Source organism: Collinsella sp. AM38-1BH (assembly GCF_003467545.1).
In the GTDB taxonomy this organism is placed as follows: domain Bacteria; phylum Actinomycetota; class Coriobacteriia; order Coriobacteriales; family Coriobacteriaceae; genus Collinsella.
In genome coordinates this window covers 67763-87978 of record NZ_QSHC01000011.1, presented here as the reverse complement: position 1 = coordinate 87978, position 20216 = coordinate 67763, and the positions used below count along the sequence as shown (strand labels likewise).

14 protein-coding genes are annotated in these 20216 nt (G+C 62.2%); 9 read left to right on the top strand and 5 right to left on the bottom strand.

Features of this window, described 5'->3' with window-relative positions:
- Positions 1-293 precede the first annotated feature (293 nt).
- The 4 genes from DW870_RS06185 (at position 294) to DW870_RS06165 (ending at position 6144) form a co-directional block, all read left to right on the top strand.
- A complete protein-coding gene (locus DW870_RS06185) occupies positions 294-800 on the top strand; it encodes a MarR family winged helix-turn-helix transcriptional regulator (protein WP_117770394.1) in 507 nt (168 codons plus the stop codon).
- The gene (locus DW870_RS06180; protein WP_117770395.1) at positions 793-2607 is read left to right on the top strand and encodes an ABC transporter ATP-binding protein; all 1815 of its coding nucleotides are present in this window, start codon (positions 793-795) and stop codon (positions 2605-2607) included. The genes DW870_RS06185 and DW870_RS06180 overlap by 8 nt, the downstream gene beginning before the upstream one ends.
- Complete coding sequence (locus DW870_RS06175; RefSeq protein WP_117770396.1) at positions 2600-4519, top strand: ABC transporter ATP-binding protein; 1920 nt, start codon at positions 2600-2602, stop codon at positions 4517-4519. The genes DW870_RS06180 and DW870_RS06175 overlap by 8 nt, the downstream gene beginning before the upstream one ends.
- 533 nt (positions 4520-5052) lie before the next feature.
- On the top strand, positions 5053-6144 hold the full coding sequence (locus DW870_RS06165) for a GGDEF domain-containing protein (RefSeq protein ID WP_199573619.1): 1092 nt from the start codon (positions 5053-5055) through the stop codon (positions 6142-6144).
- A gap of 43 nt (positions 6145-6187) precedes the next feature.
- On the opposite strand, the gene DW870_RS06160 is transcribed toward DW870_RS06165, so the two are convergent.
- Positions 6188-7066 carry a LysR family transcriptional regulator gene (locus DW870_RS06160; protein ID WP_117770398.1) on the bottom strand — a complete coding sequence of 293 codons (879 nt, stop codon included), beginning with the start codon at positions 7064-7066 and terminating at the stop codon, positions 6188-6190.
- A 232-nt stretch (positions 7067-7298) separates the two neighbouring features.
- Between DW870_RS06160 and DW870_RS06155 the strand changes: the two genes are divergently transcribed.
- The 4 genes from DW870_RS06155 to DW870_RS06140 all read left to right on the top strand — a co-directional run bounded on the left by DW870_RS06155 (position 7299) and on the right by DW870_RS06140 (position 13173).
- On the top strand, positions 7299-8180 hold the full coding sequence (locus tag DW870_RS06155) for an SDR family NAD(P)-dependent oxidoreductase (RefSeq protein ID WP_117770399.1): 882 nt from the start codon (positions 7299-7301) through the stop codon (positions 8178-8180).
- A gap of 66 nt (positions 8181-8246) precedes the next feature.
- Entirely contained in the window at positions 8247-9503 is a 1257-nt protein-coding gene (locus DW870_RS06150) for an MFS transporter (RefSeq protein WP_117770400.1), read from the top strand.
- A 69-nt stretch (positions 9504-9572) separates the two neighbouring features.
- Positions 9573-10613 carry a Gfo/Idh/MocA family protein gene (locus DW870_RS06145; protein WP_117770401.1) on the top strand — a complete coding sequence of 347 codons (1041 nt, stop codon included), beginning with the start codon at positions 9573-9575 and terminating at the stop codon, positions 10611-10613.
- A 412-nt stretch (positions 10614-11025) separates the two neighbouring features.
- On the top strand, positions 11026-13173 hold the full coding sequence (locus DW870_RS06140) for a Tex family protein (RefSeq protein WP_117770402.1): 2148 nt from the start codon (positions 11026-11028) through the stop codon (positions 13171-13173).
- Positions 13174-13399: 226 nt separating this feature from the next.
- Here the strand turns inward: DW870_RS06140 and DW870_RS06135 are convergent, their stop codons facing one another.
- Positions 13400-14104 (bottom strand): transaldolase, encoded by a 705-nt coding sequence (locus DW870_RS06135; protein WP_233504658.1) that lies wholly within the window; start codon positions 14102-14104, stop codon positions 13400-13402.
- Positions 14105-14297: 193 nt separating this feature from the next.
- Complete coding sequence (locus DW870_RS06130; protein WP_158556927.1) at positions 14298-15125, bottom strand: HAD-IIB family hydrolase; 828 nt, start codon at positions 15123-15125, stop codon at positions 14298-14300.
- Between the two features lie 75 nt (positions 15126-15200).
- On the opposite strand from DW870_RS06130, the gene rlmKL reads away from it, so the two are divergent.
- Positions 15201-17768 carry a bifunctional 23S rRNA (guanine(2069)-N(7))-methyltransferase RlmK/23S rRNA (guanine(2445)-N(2))-methyltransferase RlmL gene (gene rlmKL, locus DW870_RS06125; protein WP_117877214.1) on the top strand — a complete coding sequence of 856 codons (2568 nt, stop codon included), beginning with the start codon at positions 15201-15203 and terminating at the stop codon, positions 17766-17768.
- A 95-nt stretch (positions 17769-17863) separates the two neighbouring features.
- Here the strand turns inward: rlmKL and DW870_RS06120 are convergent, their stop codons facing one another.
- Together DW870_RS06120 and DW870_RS06115 are read right to left on the bottom strand one after the other, a co-directional pair.
- Positions 17864-18577, bottom strand: a complete 714-nt coding sequence (locus DW870_RS06120; protein ID WP_117648427.1) for a response regulator — start codon at positions 18575-18577, stop codon at positions 17864-17866.
- Between the two features lie 4 nt (positions 18578-18581).
- Positions 18582-20207 (bottom strand): ATP-binding protein, encoded by a 1626-nt coding sequence (locus DW870_RS06115; protein ID WP_117877212.1) that lies wholly within the window; start codon positions 20205-20207, stop codon positions 18582-18584.
- Between the last annotated feature and the right edge of the window lie 9 nt (positions 20208-20216).

The following is a 20216-nucleotide window of genomic DNA, read 5'->3' as shown; positions in this document are numbered from 1 at the left end:
AGCGGTCGGCGGGGCCATTGTGGCTCTTGACAGCGGATTGGGTCATATGAGCGAAAACGGCCCCAAGCGAGCAAGGTGACGTGAAATGAAAGGGCGCTGACCCTCTGGTCGCGCCCTTGAAATTGAACGTCAGATTGCCACTTGGGGCCGTTTGCAGCGTCGAGCAGCTACGCGGTTTGGTAAAACCGCGTAACCACTAGTTTGGTACCTTGACATTCATTTCTCATGCTCCTAGATTGGTTAGGCACAAAACAATTCCACTACCTAACTAAAGAAAGGAGCAAAACTAATTCATGTGCGATGAACCTCTTAACCTTTGTTCGCACGAGCCCGGCGGCGACCCGTCACAGCCGGCGGATGCACCCGAAGCGGTTAGCTCAGAAGACAAGCTTGCCAAACGCATCCTCAATGGCCTGGGCTTTTGCGGCCATTACATGCATTTTCATGGCGGAGGCGTGTCCGGCAAGGCGCCCATCATCTGCCTGCTGGCCAAGCAACCCGGCGGCGAGATGTCGCAGCAAGAACTCGGCATGCACTTTGACCTCAAGCCGGGGTCGCTTTCCGAGATCCTGTCCAAGCTCGAGCTCAACGGCCTCATCGAGCGCAGCCGTAACCCCAAGGATCGACGGCAGCTCACCATTCGCCTGACCGAAACCGGCCGGGAAAACGCCCGCATCGACCAGGCAGCCCGCATTCGCTTTAGAGAGCAGGCCTTTGGTGCCCTCACCCACGACGAGCGCGAGCAGCTCGCCGAAATGCTCGAGAAAATCCGTGTAACCTGGGAGGAACTGGATGATTAAAACCCTCATGGGCAGCATCCGCGACTATATAAAAGTCACCGTTGCCACGCCGTTGCTCGTGCTTGGCGAGGTGCTCTGCGAGATGCTGATTCCATTTATCACCGCCAACCTGATCGACGCCATCAAAGATGGCACCACCGTAGCCGAGATGCTTCCCACCGCGGGCTTTTTGGTGCTCATCGCGCTGACGTCGCTTGCTTTTGGCGCCGCTGCCGGCGTCACCTGCAGCCATGCGAGTTGCGGCTTCGCTAAGAACCTGCGTCACGACCTGTTCTACAAGATCCAGACGTTCAGCTTTGCCAACATCGATGAGTTCTCGAGCTCCTCGCTCGTCACGCGCCTGACCACCGATATCAACAACGTGCAGCAGGCCTTTATGATGATCATCCGTATCGCCGTGCGCGCGCCGCTGGTATTGATCTTCGCCTTTACCATGGCATTTATCATGGGCGGCAGCGTCGCCATGGTCTACCTGGTCATCATTCCGCTGCTGGGCTTTGGGCTGTTCTTTATCATCTTTAAGGTGCGTCCCATCTTCTCGCGCGTGTTCCACAAGTACGACGCCCTTAACGAGTCCGTCGAGGAAAACGTCACCGGCATGCGCGTGGTCAAGAGCTATGTGCGCGAAGACTTTGAGAAGGAGAAGTTCGCGACCGCCGCACGCGACGTCCAAATGGACTTCACCCGCGCCGAGAAGCTGCTGGCCTTTAACAACCCCATGATGAACATCTGCGTCAACGGCGCGTTCGTCGTCATCATCTACCTGGGCTCCAAGCTCATCATCACGAGCCAGGGCACGTTGTTCGACGTGGGCCAGCTCTCCTCGATCTTTACCTATGGCTTCCAAATCCTCATGAGCCTGATGCAGCTATCGATGATCTTTGTCATGGTGACCATGGCCGACGAATCGGCGCACCGCATCACCGAGGTGCTGGCCGCCGAGCCCACGATCGCCGATCCCGCCGAGCCCGTGCTCGAGGTCGCCGATGGCTCCATCGACTTTGACCACGTGAGCTTTAAGTATTCCGCGCATGCGAAGCGCCAGGCGCTCGACAATATCGACCTGCACATTAAGAGCGGCGAGACCATCGGCATCATCGGCGGCACCGGCTCGGCCAAGTCCACGCTCGTAAACCTCATCGCCCGCCTGTACGACGCCACCGAGGGTACCGTGCGCGTGGGCGGCGTGGATGTACGCGACTACGACTTGGACGCCCTGCGCCACCAGGTGGCCATGGTGCTGCAGAAAAACGTGCTGTTTAGCGGCACGATTGCCGAGAACCTGCGTTGGGGCGACCCGAACGCCACCGACGAAGAGGTCCGCGAGGCCGCGCATCTGGCCTGCGCCGACGAGTTTGTCGACGGCTTCCCCAAGGGCTATGACACCTGGATCGAACAGGGCGGCTCCAATGTTTCCGGCGGTCAGAAGCAGCGCCTGTGCATTGCGCGTGCCCTGCTGCGTCGCCCCAAGATCTTAATCCTGGACGACTCCACGAGCGCCGTCGACACCAAGACCGACGCCAAGATTCGCGCAGGGCTGGCAAGCTATCTGCCCAACACGACCAAGCTCATCATCGCCCAGCGCATTAGCTCCGTGCAGGATGCAGACCGCATCATCGTCATGGAGGGCGGCCGCATCGCGCAGATCGGCAACCACGATGAGCTGCTCAAGACGAGCGAGATCTACCGCGAGACCTTTACCTCGCAGAACAAGATGTCTGCCGAGGGCGAAGGGGCCGTCGAGGCCGACACCGAGGCATCTGCAGCACAAGCTCAGACCCAGGAAGGAGGCGAGGCACATGAGTAAGGCAACGACCGCCGAGCGCGCGCTCAACCGCAAGGGCGGCACCATGTCGCGCCTCATCAAGACGCTCTTTGGCTTCTACCCCGTGCTTTTGCCCCTCGTCGTCGTCGGCGTGGTGCTCTGCGCCATCATCAACTCCATCGGCGCGACCTTCCTTCAGAGCGCCCTGCAGATTATTAGCGAATCGTGGCAGTCGGGCGATTGGGAAGCTGCACAGCCCAAGATCGCACAGCTCGTGACCACCCTCGCCTGCATCTACGGCGTCGGCATCCTGTCCTCGCTGTTCTGGAACCGCGCCATGGCCATCGTCACGCAGGGCTCGCTCGAGAAGCTTCGCGAGAAGATGTTCAACCGCATGCAGGACCTGCCGATTCGCTACTTCGACACGCACCAGCGCGGCGACATCATGAGCCACTACACCAACGACATCGACACGCTGCGCCAGATGATCAGCCAGTCGCTGCCCAACCTGCTCATGACGACCATCGTCATCGTCACGGTGTTCTTTATCATGCTGTACTACAGCGTTTGGATGTGCCTGGTCATTGTGGCAGGCGTCGCCTTTATGACCTTTATGACCAAGCTGCTCGGCTCCAACTCCGCGCGCTTCTTTATTGCGCAGCAGACCGAGCTCGGCGTTGTCGAGGGCCATATCGAGGAAGTCATGAACGGTCAGAAGGTCGTCAAGGCATTCTGCCACGAGTCTGCCGCCGAGGCCGATTTTGACGAGCGCAACGAAAAGCTCTTCGAGGTCTCGCAGAAGGCCAACATGTACGCCAACATCCTCATGCCCATCCTTATGAACCTGGGAAACCTGCTCTACGTGCTGGTCGCACTGGCAGGCGGCATTTTCCTGGCGCTGGGCGTGCCCAACCTGAGCATCTCGGGCATGGCGCTGTCCATCGCCGTCGTGGTGCCGTTCCTCAACATGACCAAGCAGTTCTGCGGACAGATCGGCCAGATCTCGCAGCAGATCAACGCCGTGGTCATGGGCCTCGCCGGCGCCGACCGTATCTTTGAGCTCATCGACGAGGAGCCCGAAGCCGACGAAGGCTATGTGACGCTCGTCAACGCTCAGGTGAACCCCGACACCTGGCAGCTCGAGGAGGCCGACCACCACACCGGCATGTGGGCGTGGAAACATCCGCACCGCGCAACCGGCGAGATCGAGTACGTGCCGCTGCGCGGCGACCTGGTCATGGACAACGTCGACTTTGGCTACACGCCCGACCACGAGGTGCTGCACGGCGTGTCTGTGTTTGCCAAGCCGGGCCAGAAGGTCGCGTTTGTCGGCGCCACCGGTGCCGGCAAGACGACCATCACCAACCTCATTAACCGCTTCTATGACATCGCCGACGGCAAGATCCGCTACGACGGCATCAACGTCAACAAGATCCGCAAGGCAGATCTGCGCCGCTCGCTGGGCGTGGTGCTGCAGGACGTGAACCTGTTCACCGGCACCGTGATGGATAACATCCGCTACGGCAATCTGGATGCCACCGACGAGGAGTGCATCAAGGCGGCTAAGCTCGCGGGCGCGGACGACTTTATCACCCGCCTGCCCGACGGCTACGACACCATGCTCACCGGCAACGGCGCACAGCTGTCGCAGGGCCAGCGCCAGCTGATTTCGATCGCACGCGCCGCCGTCGCCGATCCGCCGGCGATGATTCTGGACGAGGCCACGAGCTCCATCGACACCCGCACCGAGGCTATCGTGCAGGCCGGCATGGACAAGCTCATGGAAGGCCGCACGACGTTTGTCATCGCGCACCGCCTGTCCACCGTGCGCAACTCCGACGCGATCATCTGTCTGGACCACGGCCGCATCATCGAGCGCGGCAACCACGACGAGCTGATTGCCAAGCGCGGGTATTACTACCAGCTCTATACCGGAGCGTTTGAGCTGGAGTAGTTCGGCTCGCCGAGATGGCCGATTTGCCGCTCATTCGTCGGGCATGACCCTAAGATCAATGCCCTCCTCTTTCGGGGCAAATCGACTCATCTCAACGACCCAAACACAATGCACCGCAACGAATAAAGCCTCCGCAGCCACACGAGCTGCGGAGGCTTTTTTCATGCCGGCCGGAAACCGTATCCCACTTTTCGGGCCCAGAATGGGATGCCGTTTCCCGCTGGGCCCCCTCCGGGAAACGACATCCCATTTCAAGGGCATAAACCGGGATGTGGTTTCCCCTAACGGCACCTTTGGGAAACCGCATCCCACTCTAGACGCACAAAACGGGATGAGCTTTCCCATGGTGATCCAAGACCAGAAGCATGTCCGATAGCGCGGCCAGGTCAAGAACAACAAGGCAAGCGTCACGCCAATTTGGACGAGCGTCTGCTGCAGTTTGAGGCTGCTGGCCCATATGGTAGAGTTAACCACCCATGAATTTCAGCACACTGCGTGCTACCTGTTCTTTTGTCATTTAGGGGAGTGAACTTGTGAATACTTCTGTCGCCAAGAAGGCCGGCCAGGCGGTGCGCCTGCTCATGATGGTGCTCACGGCAGTTCTCATCTTCTTCTTCATCAATGTTATGCTGCTCGTCTCCGATATCCAGGGCACGGCGCGTGTGGTCAACTACGCCGGTCTGGTGCGCGGTACCACGCAGCGAATCGTTAAGCTCGAGGACGCGGGCCAGCCTCAAGATGACCTGCTTAAAGCCGTGGATTCATACATCAACGGTTTGCGTTACGGAAGTGACGACCTCAACCTCGTCCGTCTCGACGACGATGAGTATCAGGCAAAAATGACCGAGCTTGCAAATTATTTTGATGAGCTTTGCACCGAGATCATCCGCGTGCGCGAAGTCGGCTATGAGAACACCGACATCATCTCCATGAGCGAGGAGTTCTTTGGCATTTGCGACGATGCTACGCGACTCGCAGAGGACTACTCTCAGGAGAAGGCGTCGGCACTCAACTATCTCGAGGGCCTGGTGATCATCGACATCATGGGCTTGGTGGCGACCTTTGCGGTCGAACTTGTTCGCGCGGTGCGAACTGCCGCGCTCAATCGCGAACTGCAGAGCAAAGTCTATCTCGACGAAGCCACGGGACTGCCCAACAAGAACAAGTGCGAGGAGGTCTTGGGGCAGGAGCAGCCTGTCTCCGCGGAGGCGCCCGTTGCGGTGTGCGTCTTCGACCTTAACAATCTGCATACGGTCAATAACAGCTTCGGCCACGAGAAGGGCGACGAATACATCCGTTCTTTTGCCCGGCAACTGGGAAGTGTGGCGTCCGAGACGTGCTTTGTGGGCCGCGACGGCGGCGATGAGTTTATCGCGGTGCTGTGGGATGCCGATCGGGCTGCCGTGGAGTCCTGTCTCGCTCGGGTTCGTGCGAACGTGAACGAGTATTCCGAGGCTCACCCCGACATGCCTATCAGCTATGCGGTGGGCTATGCGCTTTCCAGTGATTTTGATGAACCGCCTACGATGCGCGAGCTCTTTTCCCAGGCCGACAAGAACATGTACGTCGATAAGAACCGCGTAAAGACAGCCGAGGCAGCCGGGCCGCAACGCGAGGACCGCTAAACCCGTAGCAAAGGGTAGCTAATTTGGGACGGGACTCTTTTGGCTACTTGAGGAGTTGGGCCATGGCGTTGACGAATTTTTGTACTTGGAGGGTGGGCTCGAGCGGATAGTGCAAAAAGACCGGCACCTCTCGCCCGCACAGGAACGGCACGCCCACAAAGGCCGGGTGCACCCCCGACCATGCGCCGCAGGTGAGCACCGCGTCGCCCTTTTCCTCTGCCTCGTTAAAGAGCGCAAAGTCAAAGCTGTCCACGTCGATCACGTCTACGCCGCCGTCGGCCAACAGATCGATACGCAGACTGTCCATAGCGTCGTTGCCGTGACGGAGCACGCGCAGGCGCATACCCTCTAAGTCGGCAACTGTGATGCGCGTCTTGCGCGCCAGCGGGCTCGTGCGCGGCAGGTCGATATAAAACGGCACGTTAACGATGCGAAGCTTTTGGCAGGCGTCGCCCCAGCGTGGAGTAGAAAAACTCGACTGCACTACATCCACCTCGCGGCCCAAGCTGCGCATGACGGATTCGCGCTCGTCATAGAGGTCGCTTACCGGCACGATCTCAAATCGCAGCGATGGTTCCAGATCGTGGATGTCCGACCACATCGACAGCGTTTGGCGCCCCGGGCACATCATCGACACGCCCAGGCGCACGGCCCCGCCATCGCCTGCCGCGCGTCGGGCACGGCGCAGCGCGTCCTCGGACTGCCGCATGATCGAACGTGCATCGTCCACCAGCAGAGCACCTGCCGGCGTCACCTTAACACCAGAATGCGAGCGCTCGAACAACGTGATGCCGAACTCGGCCTCGAATCCCGACACCTGTTTGACGAGCGCCGGGGTCGACACGCGCAATTTTGCCGCCGCACGCGAGAAGCTTCCCAGCTCCGCGGCGGCCGATATGGCCTCAAGTCGTCGATCGTACACGTCAATCTCCTGTTTCCAGACGTATGGCAATGAACTGCCAAGGGGGTCGTTTTGGCAGGTCACACACTAAATTAGGGACACATCGTCTTGCGAGCTATAAACCTACGGTTAACGCCATTCTAACAAATATGCAATTCACCTGCGCAAATGCAAAGCATACGATAACCTGCGAAAACCACGTGGGTCGGTTAATGGGAGCGACTCACCGGGAGGCACAAGAAGGGAAGTTCCTATGAGCAATTGGCTTAAGCTCGAGGGCGATGTCTGCGCCGTGACCGGCGCACTCGGCGGTATGGGCGTCGAGATTTGCCGCGAGTTCGCCCGCAACGGCGCCAACGTCGTCCTGCTCGACCTGGACGAAGAGAAGGTCAAGGCCGCAGCCGCCGACCTCGCCGCCGAGTTTGGCATCCACGCCGAGGGCTACAAGATGAACGCCACCGACGAGGCCGAGGTTCAGGCCGCCGTCGACGCCACCATCGCCGACTTCGGCCGTGTCGACGTCCTCGTCAACACCGCCGGCATCCTGCGCTTCGCCGCCATGGAGGACCTGCCGCTGAGCGACTGGGAGCAGGTGCTCAACGTCAACCTCACTGGTTACTTCATCACCTCGCAGCGCTTTGGTCGCGAGATGATCAAGGCCGGCCAGGGTCGCCTGGTGCACATCTCGACCGTTGCCAGCCACTCCCCCGAGACGTTCTCGGGCGTGTACAGCTCCACCAAGGCCGGCGTCAACATGATGTCCAAGATGCTCGCCGCCGAGTGGGGCCCCTACGGCGTCCGCTCCAACTGCGTCGAGCCCTGCTTCGTTAAGACCCCGATGTCGGCCAACTTCTACGCCGATCCCGAGGTCGAAAAGAGCCGCAGCCGCCTGATCGCCACGCGCCGCATCGGCGAGGTCAGCGATATTGCCAACGCCGTCATGTTCCTGGCGTCCACGCGCTCGGACTTTACCACCGGCGACGCTATCAAGGTCGACGGCGGCTTCTCCAACATGATGGGCGACCTCACCGCCAAGCCCGGCGGCCGTCGCGCCTATGCCGACAACTACCTTAAGAACAAGGGTGTCGAGCTCTGGTCCGATGAGTCCGGCGTCGCCAAGCCGACTGACCAGTAAACCAACCTGACAGGGAGGTCCCGCGGACACGCCCGCTCCTCCCCCGTATCGATTAGAAAGAGTCCAATGGCTTCCACCAACTCCAACAAGGGTCGCGCCGTCGTGCTTTCCGCCGCGTGCGTCACCATGTTCTTTATCAGCTCCATCGCGCTGTATTCCGTCGTGAGCAAGAACCTGCTCGCCGTCTACCCCGAGTGGTCGAGCGCCCTTACCTGGGCTTTCCCGGTCTTTCAGACCATCATGGCCGTGACGGGCATCTTCGCCGGCCGCATCTCCGATAAGATCGGCCCGCGCAACGTCGTGATCGCCGCCGCTGTGTGCTACGGCCTGGGCTGGTTTATGTCCGGCACCGTCACCGAGCCGTGGCAGTTCTACCTGTGGTTCTCGCTCGTCGCCGCCATCGGCAACGGCCTGGGCTACAACCCGGCACTCACCACCGGTCAAAAGTGGTTCATCGACAAAAAGGGCCTTGCCTCCGGCATCACCCTGGCCGCTTCGACCGCCGGCCCCGCCGTGCTGTCCCCGGTGCTCGCCTCGTTGCTCATCCCAAGCCTGGGCATCTTTGGCGCCCTCAAGGCACTCGGCGTCATCTTCTTTGTGACGATCGCCGCCTCCGCCCTGTTCCTGAAGGCCCCCGAGGCCGGCTGGCTGCCCGAGGGCTTCGAGGCCCCCAAGGGCGGCGCGCATGCCGGCACCTTCGGCGACCTCACCCCGGGCGAGATGGTCAAGACCCCGCGCTTCTGGGTTCTCATCGTCACCTTCGCCTTTGCCGCCACCGCGGGCACCCTGCTCGTGGGCAAGGTTGCCTCCATCGCCGCCGTCCAGCTCTTCGCCGACCCCACGAGCGCCGCGGCCGTCGCCCTCGGCGGTGTGGTGGTCTCCGTCAACACCTGCGCCAACCTGGTCGGCCGTCTGTCCTTTGGCCAGATCATCGACAAGCTCGGCGCCTATAAGTCGCTGCTCATCAGCCTTGTCGTCACCATCGTCGCGCTCGTCATCATGTCGATGAGCTTTACGCAGGCCATGTTCTTTGTGGCGCTCGCCCTGCTTGGCTTTAGCTTTGGCGCCCTGCTCGTCATCTACCCGCCGCTCACCGGCGGCGCCTTCGGTACCAGCAACATCGGCGTCAACTACGGCATCATGTTTTTGGGTTATGCCGCTTCCACCTGGATCAGCCAGCCCATCACCGCCGTGCTGTATCACGCCGAGGCCGGCAGCGCCGCCTACCAGCAGTCCTTCTACGGCGCCATTGTGATCGCCGCCATCGCCGTCGTGCTCACCGTCTACATGATGGTCTCCGACAGCAAGAAGAAGTCTGCCTAGTTTTACCGATGCGACAAAGGGACAGCCCCTTTGTCGCATCCCACCGGTCACCAGTATTAAGGAGTCGAAATGTCTGAGCTCAACCCCGTCCGCATTGCCGTTATCGGCGCCGGCGCCATGGGCCGCAACCACATCCGCTTTGTCACCGAGGAGCCCGAGGCCGAGCTCGTCGCCATCGCCGACGCCTTTGAGGGCGCCCGCGCCACGGCCGAGGCCGCCGGCGTGCCGTTTTACACCGATCCCGCCCAGATGATGGACGAGATCAAGCCCGAGGCCGTCATTATCGCTACCCCCAACGACCTGCACCTGGGCGTTGCTCGCGAGGCTGTAAAGCGCAACATCGTGCCGCTGGTCGAAAAGCCGATCTCCAACGACCTTGAGGATGCTCAGGCCTTCGCCGCCGAGGCCGAGACCGCCGGCGTGCCCGTGCTCGTGGGTCAGCACCGTCGCCACAACCCCTTCGTCAACAAGGCCAAGGAGATCATCGAGTCCGGCGAACTGGGCAAGCTCACCGTGTCGAGCTTCCACTACATGATCTATAAGAACGACGAGTATTTCGATGTCGAGTGGCGCCGCAAGAAGGGCGCCGGCCCGATCCTGGTCAACCTGGTGCACGACGTCGACCTGCTCCGCTACCTGCTGGGCGAGCCCGTTGCCGTCCAGGGTATGCAGTCCAGCGCCGCCCGCGGTTTTGAGACCGAGGACTCCGCCGTGGTCAACGTCCGTTTTGCCGACGGCGCGCTCGCGAGCATGACCATCTCCGACGCCACCGCCAGCCCCTGGAACTGGGAGGCAACCGCTCGCGAGGATCCGCAGTACCGCCCCTTCGACGCCGACGCCTACTTTATCGGCGGAACCCTGGGCGCCCTGTCGCTGCCCCGCCTGCACCAGTTCTCCTACGACGGCGCCTCTAACTGGCACAAGCCGCTGCAGATGGAGATTCCGGCCGTCGACCCGGCACTGCCGCACAAGATGCAGCTCAAGCACTTTGTGAAGGTTGTCCGCCGCGAGGTCGAGCCCGTCGTGACCCCCGCCGATAACGTTAAGACGCTCACGCTGCTTAACGCTATCAAGGAGGCCGCCGAGACCGGCCAGCTCGTCGAGCTGTAATGCCTTAAGAGCGACCGCGGCAGAAACCCCATGCCGAGTCCCTTCGGTCCGCCACCAACAAGCCCCTCTTCTTTGCCCTGCGAGCAGCCTCCTGCCCGCAGGGCATTTTGCTACCTTGCCGACGATTTTTCTGGGGCAGGGGCTATTTTGCACCTCGACTTGGTTCGTTCGCCACGAAATGCGCCTATCTACTACGTTTAACCGACTACCCTCAACCATGCCGAATTTTGCGAAATAAAAGCCGCAGGTAGACGGCTTGCCGATTTCCGGTAAAACCAGGCACGGTCGACCCATGCGGTTCAAACGTAGTAGATGGGTCGTTTTCGTGGCGCGGCTCCAAAACAGCCTTTTGGGACGGGTGGTATCCTTGGTAGCCCTGTGCTGCAAACGCACCTTAAACGCAAGGAGTCCCATGGATCTTATCGCCCAGCTCGCCCGCGAGCTCAACCTTAAGGCCGCCAACATCGAGGCAGCCGTCAAGCTCATCGACGAGGGCAACACCATCCCCTTTATCTCGCGCTACCGCAAAGAAGCCACGGGCGGCATGGACGACGTCGCCCTGCGCGCACTCGACGAGCGCCTGTCTTACCTGCGCAATCTTGAGCAGCGCAAAGAGGACGTCATTCTGCTCATCGACGCCCAGGGCAAACTCACGCCCGAACTCGAGCAGCAGATTCGCGAGGCCACGCAGCTCCAGCGTGTCGAGGACCTCTACAAGCCCTACCGCAAAAAGCGCATGACCCGCGCGCAGAAGGCCCGCGAGGCCGGCCTGAAGCCGCTTGCCAACATGATCATCATGCAGGCCTCGGCCAAGGGCAGCGCACTCGACGCTGCCGCGGCATACGTCAACGAGGAGGCCGGCTTCGACACGCCCGAAAAGGCGCTCGCCGGCGCGGCGGACATCGTGGCCGAGACGGTGGCCGAGGACCCCGAGAACGTCGCCGACCTGCGCGCCTTTACGCAAAACACCGCCGATATCGTCGTCGAGGCAACCGACCCCGCCGAGAAGACTCCCTACGAGCCGTACTACAGCTATGATGAGCCGCTGCGCCGCATCCCCAACCACCGTGTGCTGGCTATCGACCGCGGTGAGCGCGAGGGCAAGCTCCGCGTGCGCGTGAACGTCGACGGCGCCGCCGCCACGGCACGCCTCGGCAGCCGTTGGCCCCGACGCCAGGGCGTCTTCGCGCCCGTCTTTGACGCCGCCATCGCCGACGGTTACAAGCGCCTCATGGCCCCCTCGCTGGAGCGCGAGGCCCGCGCCAAGCTCACCGTTCGCGCCCAGACCGAGGCCATCAACGTCTTTGCCAAGAATCTCGAGGGCCTGCTCTCGGCGCGCCCCGTGCGCGGCGCCCGCGTGCTCGCGCTCGATCCAGGCTACCGCACCGGCTGCAAGGTCGCCGTCATGGACGAGACCGGCAAGCTGCTCGACCACGGCGTGGTCTACCCCACCAAGCCGCGCCATGACGTCGCCGGCACCAAGCGCGAGCTCGCTCGCCTCGTCAAGAAGGACGGCGTCAACACCATCGTCATCGGCAACGGCACCGCCAGCCGCGAGACCGAGGAAGTCGTCTCGGAGTTCATCGCCGAGCAGGCGCCCAGCCTTCGCTACACCATCGTTAACGAAGCCGGCGCGTCGGTGTACTCCGCCTCCGAGCTCGCCAGCCAGGAATATCCCGACCTGGACGTCACCGTGCGTGGCGCCATGAGCCTGGGCCGTCGCCTGCAAGACCCGCTGGCAGAGCTCGTCAAGATTCCGCCCCAGTCCATCGGCGTTGGCCAGTACCAACACGACCTTGATCAGGCCGAGCTCTCGCGCACTCTGGGCCACGTGGTGGAAGACGTCGTCAACCGCGTGGGCGTCGACGTGAACACCGCGAGCGCAAGCCTGCTGGGATATGTATCGGGCATCACGCCGAGCGTGGCCAAAAACATCGTGGCCTACCGCGAGGAAAACGGCGCCTTTACCGATCGCCGCCAGCTCAAGAAGGTCCCCAAGCTGGGCCCCAAGGCATATCTCAACGCCGCGGGCTTCCTGCGCATTAGCGGCGGCAAGAACCCGCTCGACGCGACAAGCGTCCACCCCGAGAGCTACGAAGTGGCCACATCCGTCTTGGAACGCGCCGGCGTTAAAGCCAGCGAGCTCAGCCGCGGCGGCGTACCCGACATCGAGCGCCGTCTGGGCAGTATCTCGACGCTGGCAAGCGACCTAGACTGCGGCACCCTCACGCTCATCGACATCGTCAACGAGCTCAAGAAGCCCGGTCGCGACCCGCGCGACGACGCACCCGAGGTGGTCTTTAGCCGCTCGGCGCTTTCCATCGACGACCTGGAGCCCGGCATGGAACTCAAGGGCACGGTGCGCAACGTTGTGGACTTTGGCGCCTTCGTCGACGTGGGAGTGCACCAGGACGGCCTCGTACATATCTCCAAGCTGGCCAACCGCTTTGTCAAGCACCCCAGCGACGTGGTGCGCGTCGGCGACACGGTCAAGGTGTGGGTCGAAAAGGTCGATCGCGACCGCAAGAAGATCTCCCTCACCATGGTGCAGGGAAAGTAAACTGTTTAAAGCAAGGGTCCCCCCTCTCGCGACGTGCAAAATCGCGAGTATTCTGCAAATTCCGCCGTTCCGAACGCCCCACAGAGACGAAAAAGCAAAAAAACAGCCCCGTTTTAGCGTCGTCAGAGCCAAAACGGGGGCCGTTCCATGCTTCGGTTAACTGATAAAGACCTTTACCTTGCTGAATACTCGCGATTTTGCACGTCGCTACAGGGGGTACCCTTGCTTACGGCAGAATATGAAAGCCGAGCGAGGCGATATCCTTGGCAAAGCCGCGGACGGTGTCGAGCGAGACCTCGTACGGGTCGCGACCGATGTTCTTGCGCTTGGCCAGGATGCTGTTGGGTACCGTGATAATCTGGCAACCGCAGGCCTCGGCCTGGTAAATGTTGATGAGCTCGCGCGTGGACGCCCACAGGACCTCACAGTTGGGCTTGGCGGCGGCCTTCTTGACCGACTCCGTCATAAACGGAATGGGGTCGACGCCGGTGTCGGCGATGCGGCCGGCAAAGAGCGAGATGATGGACGGCGTCTCGGCGTCAACGGCCTCGACCATCTCATCGACCTGCGTAGGCGTAAAGATGGTGGTGACGTTGACCTTGATGCCGTCGGCCGAAAGCTTGCGCACCAGCTCGGCGGTGGACTCGCCCTCGGTGGTCACGCACGGAATCTTGACGTAGACGTTCTCGGCCCAGGTAGCGATCTCGCGCGCCTCGACCTCCATGGTCTCGACGTCGTCGGCAAAGACCTCAAACGAGACGGACACATCGGTGATATGGGCCAGGACCTCCTTGGCAAACGCGCGGTAATCCGTCACGCCGCCCTTCTTCATAAGGGACGGGTTGGTCGTGAAACCCTGAACGTTGCCGTTCTCGTACATGTCGAGCATGCCCTCGAGGTTTGCACCGTCAGCGAACACCTTGATTGCCATCTGCCTGATTCCTTTCGTTAGCATACGGCCGATAAACTGCTAAACACTTTACCTACGTTTATCAAGGCGTGAACTGCGGTTTTTTATCTTCTCGGCGAACGGTATAAACACCTCAGCGTTTGGATTGATAAATCGATTGAGCATGCAAAAACAAAGAGTCGCAGTTTGAGCAAACGTCAGAACGCGGGATTCATTAGATGAGGCCGAAATGCTGCATCGCTGTGACGGTGCCGTCGTGTGCGACATCATCAGTCACGTAGTCGGCGAGCGCCTTGACCTCGGGCATGGCGTTGCCCATGGCCACGGCCGTCTCGACAGCGGCGAGCATACCCAGATCGTTGCCGGAATCGCCAAAGCCAAAGGTGCGCGCGTTGCCGGTGCGACCCAGGTATTCCAGCGCTCGCGCCACGCCCACGCCCTTGTCAATGCCCTTGGGGCTCAGCTCGCGATTCTGACCACCGGTGTTGCACGGCTCAAACTCGCGATCGATAAAGCCGTCATCGTTGGCTACGCGAGCCAGGTAGCTCGCGACGATGCACACCTTGCCCACGCGCAGACGGCCGTCGACGCGCATTTCCTCGGTGCTGTGCACCACAGAAGTGCCGATCAGAGACGACTGCTCAACACCCGCGGGTTCCAGGGCAAAAGTAGCCACGTTGGTCTCGAAAAAGGCCTCAATCCCTGCCGCGGCCATACGGCGCGCAAGCTCCTCGATAACGTCCTCGTCAAAGCAGTCCTCATGCACCACGCGGCCCTCGACCTCGAGCGTCGCTCCCGCCATGGCAACGACACCCGCCGGGTTCAGCGCGCGCAGGCCATCGGCAATCAGCCACAAGGGACGACCCGTGCAGATAAATGCCTGGTGTCCCGCGTCGCGCAGACGATGAAACGCCTCAACGACCGCCTGCGAGGGGCGAACCGCCGAAAAGTCCTTGTCGGTCATGTTGTCGGGATCGAACGACGTCAGCGTGCCGTCCACGTCAAAAAAGAGCACGGCGGAATCGGGGCACGCATCAATCATATGGGTTCCTTTCGGGGGCGAGAGTAAACGAAGCATCCATCATATAATGGAGCGACGCAACCAGAGAGGTCACCCATGGAATTTTACGCAAGCTGCCCCGAGGGCTTTGAGTCCGCACTCGCCGATGAGCTTAAACGCCTCGGGCTTTCGCATGTTCGCCGGCTGAAGGGCCGCGCTACATTTGAGGGCGAGCTCGAAGAAGGCTACCGCGCCTGTCTGTGGTCGCGCCTGGCGAGCCGTGTGTTCGTGGTACTCGGGCGCTTTGAGGCGCAGGATGCCGATGAACTGTACGACAGCGTTTACGACATCGCCTGGGAGACCATCATCCGCCCCGGCGCCACCATCGCCATCACCGCCCGCGGCGTGACCGAGCAGCTGCGCAACACGCGCTTCTCGGCCCTGCGCGCCAAGGACGCGCTGTGCGACCGTCTGGCCGAGACCACGGGCCGTCGCGCCGACGTCGATGCCGCCGACCCCGATGTTCACCTACTGCTTTCGCTGCGCCAGCGCCGCGCGAGCATAAGCCTGGACCTTTCGGGCGACCCGCTGTTCAAGCGCCTGCCGCCCGCGGCGACCCGTGCCGGCGAGGGTGCGCACGTGTTGCGCCCCGACTACGCCGCCCTGGTGCTGGCGCAGGTCGGCTGGACCGCACTGTGCGAGCGCGAGCTGACGGCCGATGATTACGAGAACGAAGCCCTGCCCACGCTGATCGATGCCTCGTGCGCCGGCGGCGGCCTGTTGCTGGAAGCCGTGAACATTCTGTCCGACCGCGCCCCGGGCGCCACACGCGAGCGCTGGGGCTTCGAGGGCTGGCAGCTGCACGACGCCGCTCTGTGGGAGCAGCTGCTTGCCGAGGCGCGCGAACGCGAGGCGGCAGCACGCGAGCGCCAGGCACGCATCGTGGCCGTAGACATCGACCCCGCCGCCCGCAAGACCGCCGAGCGCATGGTCAAGAGCGCTGGCTACAAGCGTTTCGTCGACTTTTGTGCCGCCAAGCCCGCCACCGTGCTGGACCATGCGGGCGCCGTCGCCGGTGCCGCCGTGGTCGCAGACACCACCGAGACCCCGCTTTCGCTCATGCACGACGCCATGACGCTGGTCGGCGAGCTGCGCCGCGCGCCCGAGCTCGCTTCGGCACCGGTCGCCGCACTCACCCGCGATGGCCTTATGGCCCGCGCGCTCCATGCCGAGCCCGCGCGCTCCATCGCCGTCATGCCCAATAACGAGGAGGCGGCTATTGAGGTTTGGCCTTCGCTCGACCACGCCGCCGCAGCGTTTGAGGCTGCGACCAGTGCAGATGCCGAGGCCGAGGTTGCGGATGCCAACGAAGCCAACGACGAAGCCACCGCTTCCTCCATGCCCGAACCTACCGCCACGCTCGACTTGGGCGACGGCAAGCCGCTGCCCGTGCTCATCCCCGAGTCCGAGCAGTTCGCCAACCGCCTGCGCAAGAACGCACGCCTGCGCCGCAAGTGGGCCAAGCGCGAGGGCGTGAGCTGCTACCGCGTCTACGATGCCGACCTGCCCGATTACTCCGCCGCCATCGATCTGTACGAGGGCTGCCCGCAGACGCCGGGTCGCTGGCTCGTCATCGCCGAATACGCCGCGCCCAAGACCATCGACCCCGCACTAGCCCAGGCCCGTATGCTCGACATCTTGGCCATCGCGCCGCGCATCCTAGATGTTCCCGCCGAGCACGTGCATGCCAAGGCCCGCATGCGTTCGCGCGGCGGCTCGCAGTACGGCAAGCAGGGCGCCGGCAAGGGCGCATCGGGCGAGCGCGCCAACATCGCACGCCGCCGTCTGCCGCTCATCGAAGAGGGCGGCCTTACCTTTGCCGTCAACTTTGACGACTATCTGGACGTCGGTATCTTCCTGGATCACCGCGTCACCCGCAACCTAGTGCGCGAGCACGCCAAGCAGGCACGCCGCTTCCTCAACCTGTTTGCCTACACCGGCACCGCCACCTGCTACGCGGCCGATGGCGGCGTCGAGGAGACCGTGACGGTCGACCTTTCCAACACCTATCTGGACTGGGCCGAGCGCAACATGCGCCAGAACGGCTTTGTGGGGCCTCAGCATCATTTTGTGCGCGACGACGTGCTTGCCTGGATTCGCGACCAGCGCCAGACGCGCAACCGCTGGGACCTGATCTTTGTCGACCCGCCCACGTTCTCGAACTCGTCCAAGATGGGCCGCCGCACCTGGGATGTCCAGCGCGACCATGTTGAGCTTTTGGCCGGCGTATCGCGCCTGCTCGCGCAGGGCGGCCATGCCATCTTTAGCTGCAACCTGCGCGGCTTCCGCCCCGAAACGCGCAAGCTCGCCCGCGCGGGCGTGGTGCTGGAGGACATTACGGCACAGACCATCCCCGAGGATTTCGCGCGCAACCAGAAGGTGCATCATTGCTACATCGTGCGCCGCCTACCCATCGAGGACGCCATGGCAGAGGTCGGCTTTAGCGCCGAGGAAATTGCCGAGCGCGTCGAGGAACTGCGTAACCCCGAGGCCCGCAAGCCCCATGCGGCAGTACCCACGCACACGCAGGCCGGCAACGGCAAGTCCAACTTTGCCGGCAAACCCTCCCCTGCCGGCAAGTCCAAAAAGAAGAAGTTCTACGCCAGCAAGCCCAAGGGCAAATAAACAAAGTTGCGGTGGAATACGGACTGTTTTGCCTGGAATTAGGCAAATTTAGCCCGTATTTCACCGCAACTCATATTGGGATGGTGGTTGGCGATCTAGCCTTGGGTGACCAGGCGATAGCCGATGCCCACGTGCGTCTGGATATAGCGTGGATGCGCGGGGTCGGACTCGATCTTCTTACGCAACGTGCCCATAAAGACACGCAGGCTCGCCAGGTCGCTCTTAGTTGCCGTACCCCAAATCTCGTGCAGGATAAACTGGTGCGTCAGCACCTTGTCGGCGTTGTGCGCCAGCAGGCACAGAAGCTTATACTCGATCGGCGTCAGATGCAGTTCCTCGCCATCCATCGTGGCGATGCCGGCATCAAAATCGATATGCAGCTCACCGGTATCGAACGAGCCCTCGGAGGCAACACCGCCCGTTTGCGCATACGAAAGGCGCCTGAGCGTCGTGCGAATACGCGCGAGCAGCTCCTCGACCGAAAACGGCTTGGTCAGGTAGTCGTCGGCACCGGCATCGAGCGCGCGGATTTTGTCCGCATCCTCGCTGCGCGCCGAGACCACGATAATCGGCATGCCCGACCATGCGCGCACCGACTCCACCACCTTGACGCCGTCCATATCGGGCAGGCCCAGATCGAGCAGCACAATGCTCGGCGCCTGCGATGAGGCGGCGGCGATGGCGGCATGGGCGGTCTCCACAGCCATATGACGCAAGCCGTGCGCCTCGAGCGCGGCAACAATAAGATTGCGAACGGCGGGGTCGTCCTCAACGACCAAAATGAGCGGTTTTACGGCAGAGTTCGGCACAGCGCTACTCCTTATCAAACGAAACGTCGGCGGCGGGAAGCTCAATCGTAAAGACCGAGCCGTGCGGGTCCGCCGCGGCAACCTCTATGCTACCGCCATGCGCCAACGCAATGGAGCGGCAGAGCGAAAGACCCAGGCCAACGCTGCGGTGGCTGTCGGCCAGACCATGGTTGGCGGTATAGAACGACTCGAAGATCCGCTCGCGATCCTCGGGTGCGATGCCCGGACCATCATCGGCCACCGAGCACGCCACGCGTCCATCGTCGACGCTAATCGAAATCATGATATGCGAGCCCGCGGGCGTATAGGTAATGGCGTTGTTCACCAGATTGACCACCAGCTGCACCATCAGGCGTGCATCGACGTTGACGAGCGCCGGCTCATCGCACGCCACCACCTTAAGGTCGTGCTCGCGCACGGCCGGATTTACGTGGCGCAGTGCCTCCTCGACGATATCGTCCATGAGCTCGAGCGTGGTCGACAGGCGCATACCGCCGCCCTCGAGCTTGGTGATGGCGAGCAGATTCTCGACGGTGGCGTTGAGCCACAGCGCATCCGAGCGAATGGATAGAAGCAGGCCGCGGCGCGTCTGGGCATCGAGCACCGCGGTGCCGGTCGAGCCCTGATCGAGCAGCACGTCGGCATTACCCGAAATACTGGTAAGCGGCGTGCGCAGATCATGCGAGATGGAGCGCAGCAGGTTGGCGCGCAGCTGTTCGTTTTTGGCGAGCACCGCCGCTTCCTCGCGGGCCTCCATGGCGCGGGCGCGGTCGAGCGCCAGCTCGCCTTCGCTCACGATGGCATCGGCAAGTGTCCGCTCCTCATGCGTCAGCACGTCGGGCTCGGCAACGATAGCCAGCACGCCCACCACCGAGGCGGGGTCGCCCGAGCGGACGAAGCCGTCGCCCGTGCGAACCGTCAGGTAGATGCCATAAAACGCCGAGCCGCCATAGGTTGCATCGAGCGGCGTTCCCACATAGGCGGACGCCGAGAGCCGCGGCGGCATCTGCGGCGCCAGTTCATGCACCGGCGCGGCATCGCCCACGGCCGTGTATGTCGCACGCGGCAGCAGGTCATCGCCCTCGGCGTCGGCGCTGTACCACACGACCGGACAGCCCGAAAGACGCGCCAGCTGCGTTGCCATGGCATGGACAATCTGCTGCTGATCGGCGCACCGCTGCAGCATGCGGTTGGTCTCGAGCACCATATGCGTGCGGCGGTCGCTGGCGGCAGCCTGTGCCAAGGCGCGGCGCAGGGCCAACGCAATCGAGCTCGACACAAGCGAGACCACGAACATGATGAAGAACATGCCGGGATAGACGCGGTCGATAAGCGACAGCGAGTAGCGCGGGTCGACAAACAAGAAGTTGTAGAGTGCCACGGCGGCAGCCGAGCTCAGCAAGCAATACAGGCGACTCCAGGTAAAGAATGCGCACAGCTGAACGGCGAACACATAGACGATCATGATGCTCGGCGCAAGACCCGGATGGTCGAGCAGCGCGCCCACAATCGTCGCCGCGACCAGCAACCCCGCCGATACGCAGGCGTCATACAGAGGAGTGCGGCGCGTCAGCGTTGTGCGCCGCCACCAAAAGCTATCGGCAATATCGCCGTCCGTACGGACGTCCATCAGTGCCCC